Source organism: Rhizobium sp. TH135 (genome assembly GCF_002855515.1).
Lineage (GTDB): Bacteria > Pseudomonadota > Alphaproteobacteria > Rhizobiales > Rhizobiaceae > Allorhizobium.
This window is the reverse complement of the sequence record NZ_PKRP01000006.1, coordinates 198,627-212,194: the sequence shown is the minus strand read 5'-3', so window position 1 is coordinate 212,194 and position 13,568 is coordinate 198,627. Positions and strand designations below refer to the sequence as shown.

The window sequence follows — 13,568 nt, the reverse complement described above, 5'->3', positions numbered from 1 at the left end:
GTCATCCATCAATCAGGGGAGGGCGGGCGAACTACCGCCCGAAGCGCAGATCGTGCACGATATCGGTCTCCTGGCCAAGCCGGCTCTTGTAGACCTGATAATTCTCCATCACCCGCATCACGTAATTGCGGGTCTCGGGGAAGGGGATGCGCTCGATCCAGTCGACGACCTCATCGATCGACTTGCCGCGCGGGTCGCCGTAACGCTCGATCCACTCCGGCACTTTGCGCGGGCCGGCATTATAGGCGATGAAAGTCAGGATATAGGAGCCGCCGAAGGCGTCGATCTGCTCACCGAGATAATGGGCGCCGAGCGTGGCGTTGAAGCCGGCATCACGCGTCAGCTTCTCCGGCGCGTAGGCGATGCCGTGGCGCGCTGCAACACCCTTCGCGGTCGACGGCAGGAGTTGCAGCAGCCCGCGCGCATCGGCCGGCGAAACGGCGGCCGGGTTGAAGGCGCTTTCCTGCCGGGCGATGGCATAGGCGAGCGCCTTGCCGGAACCCGCAATATTGGCGGAAGACGGTATGACGCCGACGGGGAAGGCAAGTGCGGGCACATCGATCCCCCGCGAATAAGCCGTCTTGCCGATCTGCAGCGACAATTGATGCCCGCCTTCGGATTTTTCGGCCCGCGCGCTCAACAGGGCCAGTTCGCCGGGGCTGTCCAACTGGTCGGCCAGCGCCCGGTAAAGGCTCTGCGCCCGCCAGCCATGGCCGGCCGCTTCGTATCGCGCAATCGCCTGGATCGCCTCACGTCCTTCGAAGCGCGCGCGATCCGCGCTGCTCGGGCGCGGATAGGGGATCTCGATGCCCGGCTTGTCGATCCGGGCGGCGGCGAGCTGGCCATAGAAGGTGCTGGAATGTTGTGCTGCGCGGGCGAAATGCTGCCCGGCCTTGCCGTCCTTCGATGCCTCCGAGGCGCGGCCCAGCCAATACCAGGCACGGCTTGCCGAAAGCGGGCGATTCGAGACCTCGAGAATGCGGGCGAAATGCCGGCTCGCAGTGTCAGGATCGTTCAGCGCCCTCAGCGCATACCAGCCGGCATGGAATTCGGCGTCGGCAATATCGGTCGCCTCGGTCGCTGCATGGCGCGACACGATGCGATAGGCCTCGCGGAACTGCCCGAGATCGGCAAGCCCGCGGGCGATGATGCGCTGTTCGTCCCACCAGGCGCGGCCGTTGATCAGAGCCTTGCGGTCGCGCGGCATCTGCTCGAGAAGCTTCGCAGCGGCCTCGAAATCCTGTTTCCGCCGCAGGTTCTCGATGCGGATGAACAGCAAAGCCGGGTCCTTCGACCACGATTTGTCGACGGCGGCGATCAGCGCATCGACATTCTTGGCGCGCGAAATCACGCCGGCCCAAGCCTTGTAGAGCGATTGCGCCTCGCCGAGCGTCGAGAACCGCTTCGCTTGAGATGCCCGCTCGCGATACATCAGATAGTCCATGCGCGCGCGGTGGTCGGCGGTTGTCAGCAGGCCGGAAAACTCGGCCATGATCTTGTCTTCCGCTGCTTCGTCCAGCGCTTCCGTGCGCCAGAGTTTGCGGATCAGGCTCTGAGCCTTCGCCTTGTCACCCGAAGCCAGATGCGCGCGGGCGAGCAGCATCGTGCCTTCGGTGGTCTCGGGCGCGGTGTCGCCGAAGGCGGCCAGAACGGCTGAAGGCGCCGGGTTTTCGCGGAAGAGGGCTTTTTCTGAATTCGCCCGGAAGGCTTTGAGCCCCGGCCAGCCGTTCAGTTGCCGCTGGGCAGCGGCGATTTCGGTCGCCGGCACGTCGCGCAGGCCAGACATCGCAATAGACCAGGTCAGCATGTGCCGGTCGAGGCTGTCGGGCATACGGTTGCGAATGGAAATCGCCTCTGCGCCGTCGCGGTCGGACAGCGCGTCGAGGCCAGCCTTCAGCTGCGGATTGACGGCTGCCAGCCGTTCACCGCGCGGAATGGCGCCTGTTGTCTCGAAGGAAGGCGGTGTGGCCCTCGTCGGCGCAAAGCCGAGCGGCTTAACCGCCGGCACGGGAACGGAGGCCGGTTGCTGAGCATGCGTCGGAAGCGACAGCACGGCAAGACCGAGGCCGAAAACAGAGGCTTTGAGAAAGGTCGTCTTCATCCACACACCACAACCATAACACAACGCCCCGAGTAGGCCGAGAACGCGGTTAACAAAGCCTTGACGCGAGCGATCACATTCTCTCGAACGAAGCCTAGGAAAAGCGTCACAAATCTCCCTTGCATGCGCTTGTCGCACCCGAAGGTGCGCAGTAATGTGCCCTCGATTTAGGTTCAGAATGCGGCCGAAGCGTGGATCTCGGCCCCCGAGGAGTTCATTGCATGTATCAGGGATCCATTCCCGCACTCGTCACGCCGTTCACAGATCAGGGCGCCGTCGACGAGCAAGCCTTTGCCGCCCATGTGGAATGGCAGATTTCCGAAGGATCCTCCGGCCTCGTGCCCGTTGGCACCACGGGCGAATCGCCGACGCTGTCCCATGACGAACACAAGCGTGTGGTCGAACTCTGCGTCGAAGTGGCCGCCAAGCGCGTGCCCGTGATTGCGGGTGCCGGCTCCAACAACACACTGGAAGCGATCGAGCTTGCCCAGCATGCCGAAGCCGTCGGCGCCGATGCGCTGCTCGTCGTGACACCCTATTATAACAAGCCGACCCAGAAGGGCCTGATCGCCCATTACAAGGCGATCGCCGAGGCCGTCTCGCTGCCGATCATCATCTACAACATCCCCGGCCGCTCGGTCATCGACATGTCGCCGGAGACGATGGGGGCACTCGCGAAAGCCCACAAGAACATCGTCGGCGTCAAGGATGCGACCGGCAAGATCGAGCGCGTCTCCGAACAGCGCATCACCTGTGGCCCGGATTTCGTCCAGCTCTCGGGCGAAGATGCAACGGCGCTGGGCTTCAACGCCCATGGCGGCGTCGGCTGTATTTCGGTGACCGCCAATGTCGCCCCGCGCCTCTCCGCCGAATTCCAGGCAGCCACCCTGGCTGGCGATTACGCCAAGGCGCTCACCTACCAGGACCGCCTGATGCCGCTGCACAAGGCGATCTTCCTGGAGCCCGGCCTCTGCGGCGCGAAATATGCGCTGAACCGCACCCGCGGCATGAACCGCACCGTCCGCCTGCCGCTGATGGCAACGCTGGAGGCTTCGACGGAAGCCGCGATCGACGCGGCGCTGAAACATGCGGGCTTGCTGAACTGAGGGAATGACGGGAGGCCGGCGGAAACGCCGGCCTTTTTGTTTTGGGATCGGAGATCATCGCGTCCCCAAGCCGAAGCGCGCTCTCGATCCCACAGAAGCCGGCCGCCTCGCCGAGCTTCCGACCAGCTACGAACGGCAAATCCTCAAGAAAAGATGTTCCATGTTGGAACGTCACGGGCCCCGCAGGCGTATAGCCGGGCGGGCTTTGCGTCATGGCGACGTCTTCGTCGCTGTCGCACCGCCCACCGGACGCCAAACAAAGAGGAGTGCCAGATGACTGTCGTGCTTGCCACCGTGTGCAAAGATGGCGTGGTGCTGGGATCGGATTCCCAGATCACCGACAAGGGGCGGGGCATGACCTATCCGGCCGAAAAGCTGCATCCGCTCGGCAAGGATGCCGCCTGGGGTGGCAGCGGCGCGCGCTCCGTGCTGACGGATGTCGCCCGCTGCTTCACCGAAAACAGCGCCGCTATCTTGGAATCCCTCGATATCGGCCGCGCTCTGCAGGCCCAGGTCCTGCCGATTCTGCGTCACCACTACGAGACCTTCATCCCCGATGTGCCGGGCGAAGAGGGCGGCGGCACGCCTTCGGCCTATGTCATGGCCGCCGGCTGGCGGGATGGCGAGCCCTGGATCATCGAGATCACGCCGTCCGGCATGATCGGCCATTATGCCGACATCGGCTTCCACGCGATCGGCAGCGGCGCGCCCATGGCCCAGCAGGCGGGCGCGCTTCTCTCCCATTTTCACCTGACGGAGCGCTCCACCCGTTTCGGCTGCGCCGCCGTCCTGCGCGTGTTGCAGGCACTCGACCTCACCTCGGCCAGCGTCGGCAAGCCTTTCAGCCTCTGCCGCATCGACGCCGACGGCGCCCATCACCTGAGCGACAAGGAGATCGAGGAAGTCAACACCCTCGTGCGCAAATGGGAAAAAGCCGAGCAGAAGGTGATCGGGGATGTGTTTGATTGAGGGGGAGGGGACGGCGGGATGAATGTTGGATTGTGCCTCCGCCGCGGACTGGATTAGTCTCGACTATTTTTTCCTTCTTCGCGCCGGGCAGCCGCCGCGCCAACGATCACCGCCTCCTGTCTTGACTTGAACATCGAGGCGACCTTTTTCGATCGCGTCGCCTCATCCTCATCCTCTGCCCACTTCCAGATCAGGGGTAATAGTCCATCAACGGGCAAATCTGTCTCAATCGTGTCGATGATAACGTACCAGCGATCGCTCTTAGTCTCATACTTGTGCATCGCCCCCAGCAACTCCGCTGACCGCGCTGTGTCCGCGCCTCTTTTGTCAGCTACAACATAGGTTAGGCCGCCTGTTGATGTCTGAATTGAGAAGGCTTTCAGCGCCTTGCCCGTTTCGCGAACTTCCTCGCGCATGTCTTGTATGGTGGCAGACAAATCGGCCAGCGCAGCGCCGGAAAAGTCATATAAATCGATGACGACACCTGCAAGTTCGGGATCACTGTTCTTCAGAACCGCGAACAATTCTGAGATAACGGGAATATCTAATTGTTCTAGCACACCCAAGGGGCGCTGGGCCTTTATCTTAAGGTCTGCGGCTATCATGAAGTCATCGACGACGGTGGCGAAGTCCCGTTCAAGCATCATCCAGTCGACATTTTCGGGCAACGCCAGCTTCGAGCGAATGTGATAGCCGAGGAAGTTAAACTCGCTGTCTGATACCACTTTGTCAAAATGCTGCGAACGCGTCTGCAGATAGAAGGTCACTTCGATGGGTGATACAAGAATCCGAGTAATACAATCGAGGAAGCCAATATCCCAAATAACGGGCGGCATTTCATCGAAGCGTTTTAGTAGCATCCTCGAAAGCTGCACAGCGGCAGGGAAGTGATCGCTCAAGATGACCATGGGGAATAGCCGCGGCAGCGTTGGAAACTCGAGAGCGCGACCGTCGTCTGTCACACATCGAGCGCCCTGAGCAATCAGTTCAGCGCAACTCAATGCCTGCTCGTACGGATCCTGTAGCGCTCCTTTGAAATCGTTCTCAAGTGCCTCTTTGTCACCCGCACGCGCCTTTAGCGATACGCGTTTAGACTTGGCCTGGCCTACGATAAGGAATTCACCGTAAACTATGAGAGCATCAATTTCCCCAGCGATATTCTTGCCTTGGTACAGCGTGACATTCTGATGAACGTGTTTGGCCCCGAAAACACGCTTCAGGAGGTGTGTGGAGGTGGCTTCAAGAAAACGCCCCCGATGTGTTGACGCGGTCTGCCGGTAAGCCTTGTCGCCCATCATCCAGTAGAACGGGCTCTCGTAGATCGATTGGAACAACTTGTGCTGGCTCGGCACGAAGATGAATTCCCCGATGTCGATCAAGGGTGCTATGCCGACCAAATTCACTCTGAAGGGATCGATGAAATCGAGGTTAGCATTAACCGCTGAAGTCGAGAATTTTGCTAGGAAGGCATCGACTTTGTTCCCGAAGCGTTTTTGCAGGGATGCTTTGCTGATGAGGAGGCTGTTGAAAAGCTCACCTGTTTCCAGCAACCCGAGTGCTTTTCGCTGGCCGGCGTAGTCCATCTGCTGCGTGATCAGATCACAGATAAAGGTCGCAATATCCACGATTGGCCGAATAGAGATGCCAACATTCCGTAGCATCCACTCTTGATCGCTCCGATAACGACGCCGCGCCATCTCTCGAAACTGGTGCAGGTAAAATCCGTCGGCGCCATAATAGATCGCCTCTCGTGCAATGTTTCCTATCACTTCCGGTCGCTCTGAGAACGCTCCGGTTTCGGGGTCCATCCACGGCGCGTCCGCATTGATCCGGTCGTGCATTTCGCGCAACAGTTTATCAACTTTGCTCGCGAATTGATCGTCTGAGGGAAGGTTGCTCCAAACCCTTTCCGAACTCGATTGAACGGCAAGGCCTAGAAGAAGCATAAGCTCGTTGTTGTTGAGCTTTTCTGTTGACCATCGCTGGGCAGGGTCATTCGTAACCTTTGCCTCAGCTAGATCAATGTTCAGCACCCAATCGCGGTAGATGAGCGCGGCAATTGAATGCAACGATCCATCGTCCTGCGCTACCGCTCGCAGGTCGCTCACAATCTCGTCCATCGCACGAGGCGCAGATCTGTAGTCTGCAACTTCTGTCACCCCTTTATACTATCCCAGAATCGCCCAACCTAAAACCAGTGCTTTATTGTTATGTTGAAGCCAAAGCCGATGAGACCTCACCGGTAATCTTGGCCGCGTTCAGGGCGCTCCAAGCGACATCGTTCATCGCCGGTTCGAGCCCCCATCCTCCATTACATATCCATGACAACAGCCACGCCCCGCCCTGGCGCAGCGTCCCACGACAAAATCCCAGGCAACGCGGAAGAAAAGACCATGGCCCCCATGGTCTCCCAGCGCACCGTCCCCCGCAAAAGAAAACGGCAGGTCACCAAGGGTAACCTGCCGCGCTCACTCGCATAGACGAGAAACGGGATCAGAAGTCGAGTTCAAGTCCATCTTCGCAGAAATCGAACTTCGCAGGCTCCGACTCGCTGCCGTCGGCAAAAGCCGCCTTCACCCACTGCGCGCAGCTTGAACTATTTGTGCTCTGATCCCAGACGAGATTGACAGTCGCACCCGGCTGGATGCCGTTTCCGATGTTGAAGTAAGCCCAGTCACTCTTGTTTTCGGACACCAATATTTCGGTGATAGCTGTGTTGGTCGAGTTGGTCGCCGTAAACGAGAATTCGTCAGCGTGGGCAACGGTGGACATCATCCCGTTTCCGGCTACTCCGAGAGCAATTGCAAACAGGCCGAGACGAGCGCGATGGAGATTCATGGTCTGCCCTCAGATTAATGGGAGTTCGATGCCACCACATTTTGCACTGCCATTCCGGAAAGTCGACGTAAATGATTGCCGTCGTGACCTGTCCCAGAAGCGGCGCTGAGCCGTCTGACTATGCTGCGATGCCGGTCGAAGCCGGCGTGCAAAACAATCAGATGCCGGAGGTCGATCCCCACCTCATGCGCTGCCCTGCGCGCCAGATCCTCATCCACCTTTATTTCCACCCCATCCTCCATTACATATCCATGACAACAGCCACGCCCCGCCCGGGCGCAGGCGACACACGACAAAATCCCGGGCGAAACGGAAGATCAGACCATGGCCCCCAGAGGCTCGCAGCGCACCGTCAACAAGATCGTCGCGGAAAACCGCAAGGCGCGCTTCAATTATGAGATCGTCGACACCTACGAGGCCGGTCTGGTATTGACCGGCACGGAGGTCAAGTCTCTGCGCGAGGGCAAGGCCAATATCGCCGAATCCTATGCCTCGGATGAGGGCGAGGAGATCTGGCTGATCAATTCCCATCTGCCGGAATATCTGCAGGCGAACCGCTTCAATCACGAGCCGCGCCGCCGCCGCAAGCTTTTGCTCTCCAAGCGCGAGATCAACCGCCTGCGTGCCTCGATCAATCGCGAAGGCATGACGCTCGTGCCGCTCAAGATCTATTTCAACGAGAAGGGCAGGGCGAAGCTGGAGCTGGCGCTCGCCAAGGGCAAGAAGCTGCATGACAAGCGCGAGACCGAGAAGGAACGCGACTGGAACCGCCAGAAGCAGCGCATTCTGAAGACGGGTTGAGTGGCATGTCCCTGGACTTCCTGAAGGTCACCGTCGGCCCCTTCGTCTTCGAGGCCCGTTTTGAGCGCGAAAAGGCGCCCGAGACCTGCCGCATCTTCGAAAGCTTCCTGCCGTTCCGCAACCAGGCGATCCATTCGCGCTGGTCGGGCGAGGCAGTCTGGGTGCCCTTGGGCGATTTCCAGTTCGGGGCAGGCTTCGAGAACCACACCGCGCATCCCTCGCGCGGCGATATCCTGCTTTATCCCGGTGGTTTCAGTGAGACGGAACTGCTCTTCGCCTATGGCTCCTCGCAATTCGCGAGCAAGATGGGCGTGCTGGCCGGCAACCATTTCCTGACGGTGACGAAGGGGGCTGAGCAGCTGGAGGCCATGGGGAAAATGGTCCTGTGGCAGGGCGCGCAGGATATTGCCTTCGAGGCGATGTGAAGTAGAGAAGTCCCGTCGCGGACCCTCCCCACAAGGGGAGGGCTTGGGCCGTCACCCCACCCCGGAGCTTCGCCTCGACCTCCCCCTCAAGGGGAAGGTGTGGCCGCGTCTAGAGGGGGTGTTTTCGCAAATCCAGCGGCTTTAGAGCATAAGGGGCAGGGCTGCCCCGAAACCCTTAGTGTTCGTCTTCGCTGGCCGTCGCCGGCTCCGGTGCGCGCGGCATGCCGCGTTCTGATGGGTCGCGGCCGATTTCCGGCTTCAGCGTCATCAAGTCGATGAAATGGTCCGACTGGCGGCGCAGGTCGTCGGCGATCATCGGCGGTTGCGTCGCCATGGTCGAAACGACCGAGACCTTGCGGCCCTTGCGCTGCAGCGCTTCGACCAACGTGGTGAAATCGCCGTCGCCGGAGAAGAGCACGAGATGGTCGACCGTCTCGGACTGTTCCATCGCGTCGATCGCGAGCTCGATATCCATGTTGCCCTTGACCTTGCGGCGGCCCATGCTGTCGGTGAATTCCTTCGCCGGCTTGGTCACGACCTTGTAGCCGTTATAGTCCAGCCAGTCGATCAGCGGGCGGATCGAGGAATATTCCTGATCCTCGATGAGGGCGGTGTAGTAGTATGCGCGAAGCAGATAGCCGCGCTTCTGGAATGCCTTCAGGAGCTTGCGATAGTCGATGTCGAAGCCGAGGCTCTTGGACGCGGCGTAAAGATTGGCGCCGTCGATGAAGAGAGCAATTTTCTCGCGAGGATCGAACATTCGGATATCCTTAGGTCAAATATGAACAGTCTCGGCAAACGGCAATCAAAACAATACCTTGCCTCTCAAGATATGACCGTTCCATTAAATTATGAAATGATCATATAAGAATCTATCTAGGGCATCGCATTGTCCAATCCAAGCAGCTTGAGGTTGAAATGTGGTGTAAAAAGGGTGTTTTCCGGCCTTCATTTTTGGGCTTGGCGGGGCGTCGGCACGAAAAACTTGAATTTGCCCTCCATTGCCTGTATCGCAGCCGTCAATCCCTCGCATTCATGACCGCAAAGGACAGGCAATGGCCCGTGTCACCGTTGAAGATTGCATCGACAAAGTCGAGAACCGCTTCGAGCTCGTTCTGCTCGCAAGCCACCGCGCCCGCCAGATCTCGCAGGGCGCACCGATCACCATCGATCGCGACAAGGACAAGAACCCGGTCGTCGCTCTGCGCGAAATCGCCGACGAGACGCTCTCGCCCGACGACCTGAAGGAAGATCTGATCCATTCGCTGCAGAAGCACGTCGAAGTCGACGAGCCGGAGCAGGAGCCGAGCTCGATGCTCTCCAACACCGGCACCGCCGGCAAGGGCGACGAAGAGGACGAACTGCCGGAAACGCTCACCTTCGACCAAATGTCGGAAGAAGAGCTTCTGGCCGGTATCGAAGGCCTCGTGCCGCCGGAAAAGAGCGACGATTACTAATCGTCAACAGATCAGACTTAAGTCTTGATCTGACTGTAGGATGAGTGTGCGCCAGTCGTCTCGACTGGCGCGCTTTTTCGTTTGTGGAGACGAGTGGAATGATGCGGCAATACGAGCTCGTGGAGCGGGTGCAGAAATACAAGCCCGATGCCAACGAAGCTCTGCTGAACAAGGCCTATGTCTATGCCATGCAAAAGCACGGCAAGCAGACACGCGCCAGCGGGGACCCCTATATCTCCCACCCGCTCGAAGTTGCCGCCATCCTCACCGACATGCATCTCGACGAATCGACGATTGCGGTCGCCCTGCTGCACGACACGATCGAGGACACCTCGGCCACCCGCGCCGAGATCGACGAACTCTTCGGAGAGGATATCGGCCGCCTGGTCGAGGGCCTGACCAAGATCAAGAAGCTCGACCTCGTCACCAAGAAGGCCAAGCAGGCCGAAAACCTGCGCAAGCTGCTGCTCGCCATTTCCGACGACGTCCGCGTTCTCCTCGTCAAGCTCGCCGACCGCTTGCACAACATGCGCACGCTCGAGCATATGCGCGACGACAAGCGCGCCCGCATTTCCGAAGAGACGATGGAAATCTATGCGCCGCTCGCCGGCCGCATGGGTATGCAGGACATGCGCGACGAGCTGGAGGACCTGTCCTTCCGCTACATGAACCCGGAAGCCTATGAGACGGTGACCAACCGCCTCTCGGAGCTTTCGACCCGCAACGAAGGCCTGATCACCAAGATCGAGGACGAACTGCGCGATCTCCTTGTGGCGAACGGCCTGTTGACCCCCTCGGTCAAGGGCCGCCAGAAGAAGCCTTACTCCGTCTTCCGCAAGATGCAGTCGAAGTCACTCTCCTTCGAACAGCTCTCGGACGTCTATGGTTTCCGTATCCTGGTCGACGACATCCCCGGCTGCTACCGGGCGCTCGGCATTGTGCATACCCGCTGGCGCGTCGTGCCCGGTCGCTTCAAGGACTATATCTCGACGCCGAAGCAGAACGACTACCGCTCGATCCACACCACGATCGTCGGCCCGTCGCGCCAGCGTATCGAACTGCAGATCCGCACGCGCCGTATGCACGACATCGCCGAATACGGTATTGCCGCCCACAGCCTCTACAAGGATGGCGAAAACGGCGATCCCAACGAGCCGCTGAAGCGCGAGAGCAACGCCTATTCCTGGCTCCGCCACACGATCGAGGCGCTGGCCGAAGGCGACAATCCGGAAGAATTCCTCGAGCACACCAAGCTCGAACTCTTCCAGGACCAGGTCTTCTGCTTCACGCCCAAGGGCAAGCTGATCGCGCTTCCGCGTGGCGCGACCCCGATCGACTTCGCCTATGCCGTCCACACCAATGTCGGCGATACCTGTGTCGGCGCCAAGATCAACGGCTCGATCATGCCGCTGGTCACCCGCCTGTCGAATGGTGATGAAGTCGAGATCATCCGCTCTGGCGTGCAGGTGCCGCCTGCCGCCTGGGAAGAGATCGTCGTCACCGGCAAGGCGCGCGCCGCCATCCGCCGCGCCACCCGCATGGCGATCCGCAAGCAATATGCAGGCCTCGGCCAGCGCATCCTCGAGCGCACCTTCGAGCGCGCCGGCAAGATCTTCTCCAAGGATACGCTGCGTCCGGCGCTGCATCGCCTCGGCCAGCGCGATGTGGAAGACGCAATCGCCTCCGTCGGTCGTGGCGAGACCTCCTCGCTCGACGTCCTGCGCGCCGTCTTCCCCGACTACCAGGACGAGCGCGTCACGGTGAAGCCTTCCTCGGATGAGGGCTGGTTTGCGATGAACAGTGCCAATGGCATGGTCTTCAAGATCCCCGGTCCCGCCCATCCCAAGGGCGATGTGCCGACGGCAGGTGACGGCCCCGACCCGCTGCCGATCCGCGGTCTCTCCGGCAATGCCGAGGTGCATTTTGCGCCAGCCGGTGCTGTCCCCGGAGATCGAATCGTCGGCATCATGGAAGACGGCAAGGGCATCACCATCTACCCGATCCAGGCATCTGCCCTGCAGCGCTTCGAAAACGAGCCGGAGCGCTGGATCGATGTGCGCTGGGATCTCGATGAGGCGAACAAGTCGCGCTTCGTCGCCCGCATCCTGATCAACGCACTGAACGAGCCGGGCACGCTCGCAACCGTCGCGCAATGTGTCGCCCGCCTCGACATCAACATCCGCGTCCTCAACATGATCCGCATCGCCACCGACTTTACGGAGATGGGGATCGATCTCGAGGTCTGGGACCTGCGCCAGCTGAGCCAGTTGCTCGGCGAGCTCAAGGAACTCGACTGTATCTCGACGGTGAAGCGCGTTTACGACTGAGCCGATCCGCCGTCTCGAAGACATGACCGGTGCGGATGATATCCGCCCGGTCGCCTCGCAGCCGTCCTTCCTGCCTCACTTTTCATCACAATCCTGCCTAATTCGTAAACCTCGACCCTTCGCTATGCGCTTTGCGCATGGCTGACGTCAGTTCTTGTCTCTGGTTGATTGTGCGCCGCACCATTATATCTCGGTCAACAGATGAAGACAAAGAACCGAGGACAAAACGATGTTTACTCCGATCCGCAAATTCGCCCGCGCCCTTCGCGTTCCGACCGTTGCAGAACGTGAAATGAGCTACCTGAACGGCGCCCGCGATCTCGTCGACCTGGAATACCGGCAGCGCGAAATCGACCGTGGCATGTTCCGCCGCGGCTGATGCGCCGACCGACCAGATCGGGTCACCGGTCAAACAATCAGTGATCTCTGGTCTGAGATGCGACGCCGGTTCAATGCCGGCGTCTTTGCTTTTTGGCCACGCCGCGAGCCGCTTTTCCTTGCCGAAACCGCCTCGGATCAACTACATATCCCGCATGCTGTTTCGACGACGCCAACCGGTTTCCTCCCTGACGAAGTTGCGTGAGCTTCTCTGGCCGCGTCGTGGCTTCATCCGGTCGTTCCACTACCTGAGCAAGCGCATTCTGCGCCTGTCGGCAACGCCCCATGCGATCGCTGCCGGCGTCGTGGCCGGGATCGTCTCTTCCTGGACGCCGTTCATCGGCCTGCATTTCCTCCTGGCTTTCGCGATTGCCTACCTTGTTGCCGGTAATATGGTCGCTGCAGCGCTCGGTACGGCTTTCGGGAATCCGCTGACGTTTCCATTTATTTGGGCGGCGACCTGGGAGGTCGGGCATCGGCTCATCGGCAATGGGGCGCCGGCCGGGGACAGCGTCGATCTTGAACGCAAGTTTTCCCTCTACGCGATCGAGAGCATGTGGCAGCCCATCCTGAAGCCGATGTTGGTCGGTGCCGTCCCACTGGCCGTCGTCAGTGGTGCGATCAGCTATTGCGTGATCTATTTCACCGTGGCGAAGTTTCAGGCGCGCCGTCGCGAGCGCCTAGCCGCACGGGCCCGCGCCCGCCTCAACGAAGCTCTCCAGGGATCGAGCGTCTGACATGATTATCGGCATTGGAAGCGACCTCGTCGACATCAGAAGAATTGAGAAGTCGATCGACAGATTCGGCGAGAAGTTCACTGCCCGCTGCTTCACCGATGAAGAGCAGGCGCGCTCGAATGGCCGCAAGGACTGCGCCGCTTCCTATGCCAAGCGTTTTGCAGCCAAGGAAGCCATGGCCAAGGCACTCGGCACCGGCATCGCCGAGGGCGTCTTCTGGAAGGAGATGGGCGTCGTCAATCTGCCAAACGGCAAACCCGGCCTTGAACTGACCGGCGGCGCTGCGAAATGCCTCGAGCGACTTTTGCCGCCAGGGCATGTCGCCCAGATCCATCTGACCATCACCGACGAATTTCCCTATGCCCAGGCATTCGTCATCGTTGAAGCCCTGCCAGAAAGCCGCTGAGTTAACTGGTCGCGCTGGTCGGC

13 protein-coding genes are annotated in these 13,568 nt (G+C 60.1%); 9 read left to right on the top strand and 4 right to left on the bottom strand.

Annotated elements, in window-relative coordinates:
- Positions 1 to 31: 31 nt before the first annotated feature.
- Positions 32 to 2,101, bottom strand: a complete 2,070-nt coding sequence (locus tag C0V73_RS18505; RefSeq protein ID WP_102021477.1) for a lytic transglycosylase domain-containing protein — start codon at positions 2,099 to 2,101, stop codon at positions 32 to 34.
- Between the two features lie 221 nt (positions 2,102 to 2,322).
- On the opposite strand from C0V73_RS18505, the gene dapA reads away from it, so the two are divergent.
- Positions 2,323 to 3,207 carry a 4-hydroxy-tetrahydrodipicolinate synthase gene (gene dapA / locus C0V73_RS18500; RefSeq protein WP_102021476.1) on the top strand — a complete coding sequence of 295 codons (885 nt, stop codon included), beginning with the start codon at positions 2,323 to 2,325 and terminating at the stop codon, positions 3,205 to 3,207.
- Between the two features lie 273 nt (positions 3,208 to 3,480).
- Positions 3,481 to 4,176: a proteasome protein gene (locus C0V73_RS18495; RefSeq protein WP_102021475.1), complete on the top strand. Its 696-nt coding sequence runs from the start codon at positions 3,481 to 3,483 to the stop codon at positions 4,174 to 4,176.
- Positions 4,177 to 4,229: 53 nt separating this feature from the next.
- Here the strand turns inward: C0V73_RS18495 and C0V73_RS23205 are convergent, their stop codons facing one another.
- Positions 4,230 to 6,335, bottom strand: coding sequence for a hypothetical protein (locus tag C0V73_RS23205; RefSeq protein WP_210200171.1), 2,106 nt, complete (start codon positions 6,333 to 6,335; stop codon positions 4,230 to 4,232).
- Positions 6,336 to 6,669: 334 nt separating this feature from the next.
- Complete coding sequence (locus tag C0V73_RS18485) at positions 6,670 to 7,014, bottom strand: hypothetical protein (RefSeq protein ID WP_143708354.1); 345 nt, start codon at positions 7,012 to 7,014, stop codon at positions 6,670 to 6,672.
- A gap of 324 nt (positions 7,015 to 7,338) precedes the next feature.
- Between C0V73_RS18485 and smpB the strand changes: the two genes are divergently transcribed.
- Together smpB and C0V73_RS18470 are read left to right on the top strand one after the other, a co-directional pair.
- On the top strand, positions 7,339 to 7,815 hold the full coding sequence (gene smpB / locus C0V73_RS18475) for an SsrA-binding protein SmpB (protein WP_102021472.1): 477 nt from the start codon (positions 7,339 to 7,341) through the stop codon (positions 7,813 to 7,815).
- A 5-nt stretch (positions 7,816 to 7,820) separates the two neighbouring features.
- On the top strand, positions 7,821 to 8,240 hold the full coding sequence (locus C0V73_RS18470; protein ID WP_210200170.1) for a DUF3830 family protein: 420 nt from the start codon (positions 7,821 to 7,823) through the stop codon (positions 8,238 to 8,240).
- A 175-nt stretch (positions 8,241 to 8,415) separates the two neighbouring features.
- Here the strand turns inward: C0V73_RS18470 and C0V73_RS18465 are convergent, their stop codons facing one another.
- A complete protein-coding gene (locus C0V73_RS18465) occupies positions 8,416 to 9,000 on the bottom strand; it encodes an NYN domain-containing protein (protein WP_102021471.1) in 585 nt (194 codons plus the stop codon).
- 295 nt (positions 9,001 to 9,295) lie between these two features.
- On the opposite strand from C0V73_RS18465, the gene rpoZ reads away from it, so the two are divergent.
- The 5 genes from rpoZ (at position 9,296) to acpS (ending at position 13,545) form a co-directional block, all read left to right on the top strand.
- Entirely contained in the window at positions 9,296 to 9,697 is a 402-nt protein-coding gene (gene rpoZ / locus C0V73_RS18460) for a DNA-directed RNA polymerase subunit omega (RefSeq protein ID WP_102021470.1), read from the top strand.
- A gap of 98 nt (positions 9,698 to 9,795) precedes the next feature.
- Positions 9,796 to 12,024, top strand: coding sequence for a bifunctional (p)ppGpp synthetase/guanosine-3',5'-bis(diphosphate) 3'-pyrophosphohydrolase (locus C0V73_RS18455; RefSeq protein WP_102021469.1), 2,229 nt, complete (start codon positions 9,796 to 9,798; stop codon positions 12,022 to 12,024).
- Between the two features lie 229 nt (positions 12,025 to 12,253).
- Positions 12,254 to 12,403, top strand: a complete 150-nt coding sequence (locus tag C0V73_RS18450) for a DUF3563 family protein (RefSeq protein WP_069041758.1) — start codon at positions 12,254 to 12,256, stop codon at positions 12,401 to 12,403.
- A gap of 154 nt (positions 12,404 to 12,557) precedes the next feature.
- The gene (locus C0V73_RS18445; protein WP_102021716.1) at positions 12,558 to 13,139 is read left to right on the top strand and encodes a DUF2062 domain-containing protein; all 582 of its coding nucleotides are present in this window, start codon (positions 12,558 to 12,560) and stop codon (positions 13,137 to 13,139) included.
- A gap of 1 nt (position 13,140) precedes the next feature.
- Complete coding sequence (gene acpS, locus C0V73_RS18440) at positions 13,141 to 13,545, top strand: holo-ACP synthase (protein WP_102021468.1); 405 nt, start codon at positions 13,141 to 13,143, stop codon at positions 13,543 to 13,545.
- Positions 13,546 to 13,568 lie beyond the last annotated feature (23 nt).

What these genes read in the sequence shown, in the direction of transcription:
- C0V73_RS18495 (WP_102021475.1), top strand. Translation starts at nt 3,481, where the DNA reads ATGACTGTCGTGCTTGCCACCGTGTGCAAAGATGGCGTGGTGCTGGGA.
- dapA (WP_102021476.1), top strand. Translation starts at nt 2,323, where the DNA reads ATGTATCAGGGATCCATTCCCGCACTCGTCACGCCGTTCACAGATCAG.
- smpB (WP_102021472.1), top strand. Translation starts at nt 7,339, where the DNA reads ATGGCCCCCAGAGGCTCGCAGCGCACCGTCAACAAGATCGTCGCGGAA.
- C0V73_RS18445 (WP_102021716.1), top strand. Translation starts at nt 12,558, where the DNA reads ATGCTGTTTCGACGACGCCAACCGGTTTCCTCCCTGACGAAGTTGCGT.
- C0V73_RS18450 (WP_069041758.1), top strand. Translation starts at nt 12,254, where the DNA reads ATGTTTACTCCGATCCGCAAATTCGCCCGCGCCCTTCGCGTTCCGACC.
- C0V73_RS18455 (WP_102021469.1), top strand. Translation starts at nt 9,796, where the DNA reads ATGATGCGGCAATACGAGCTCGTGGAGCGGGTGCAGAAATACAAGCCC.
- rpoZ (WP_102021470.1), top strand. Translation starts at nt 9,296, where the DNA reads ATGGCCCGTGTCACCGTTGAAGATTGCATCGACAAAGTCGAGAACCGC.
- C0V73_RS18505 (WP_102021477.1), bottom strand. Translation starts at nt 2,101, where the DNA reads ATGAAGACGACCTTTCTCAAAGCCTCTGTTTTCGGCCTCGGTCTTGCC.
- C0V73_RS18465 (WP_102021471.1), bottom strand. Translation starts at nt 9,000, where the DNA reads ATGTTCGATCCTCGCGAGAAAATTGCTCTCTTCATCGACGGCGCCAAT.
- C0V73_RS18485 (WP_143708354.1), bottom strand. Translation starts at nt 7,014, where the DNA reads ATGAATCTCCATCGCGCTCGTCTCGGCCTGTTTGCAATTGCTCTCGGA.
- acpS (WP_102021468.1), top strand. Translation starts at nt 13,141, where the DNA reads ATGATTATCGGCATTGGAAGCGACCTCGTCGACATCAGAAGAATTGAG.
- C0V73_RS18470 (WP_210200170.1), top strand. Translation starts at nt 7,821, where the DNA reads ATGTCCCTGGACTTCCTGAAGGTCACCGTCGGCCCCTTCGTCTTCGAG.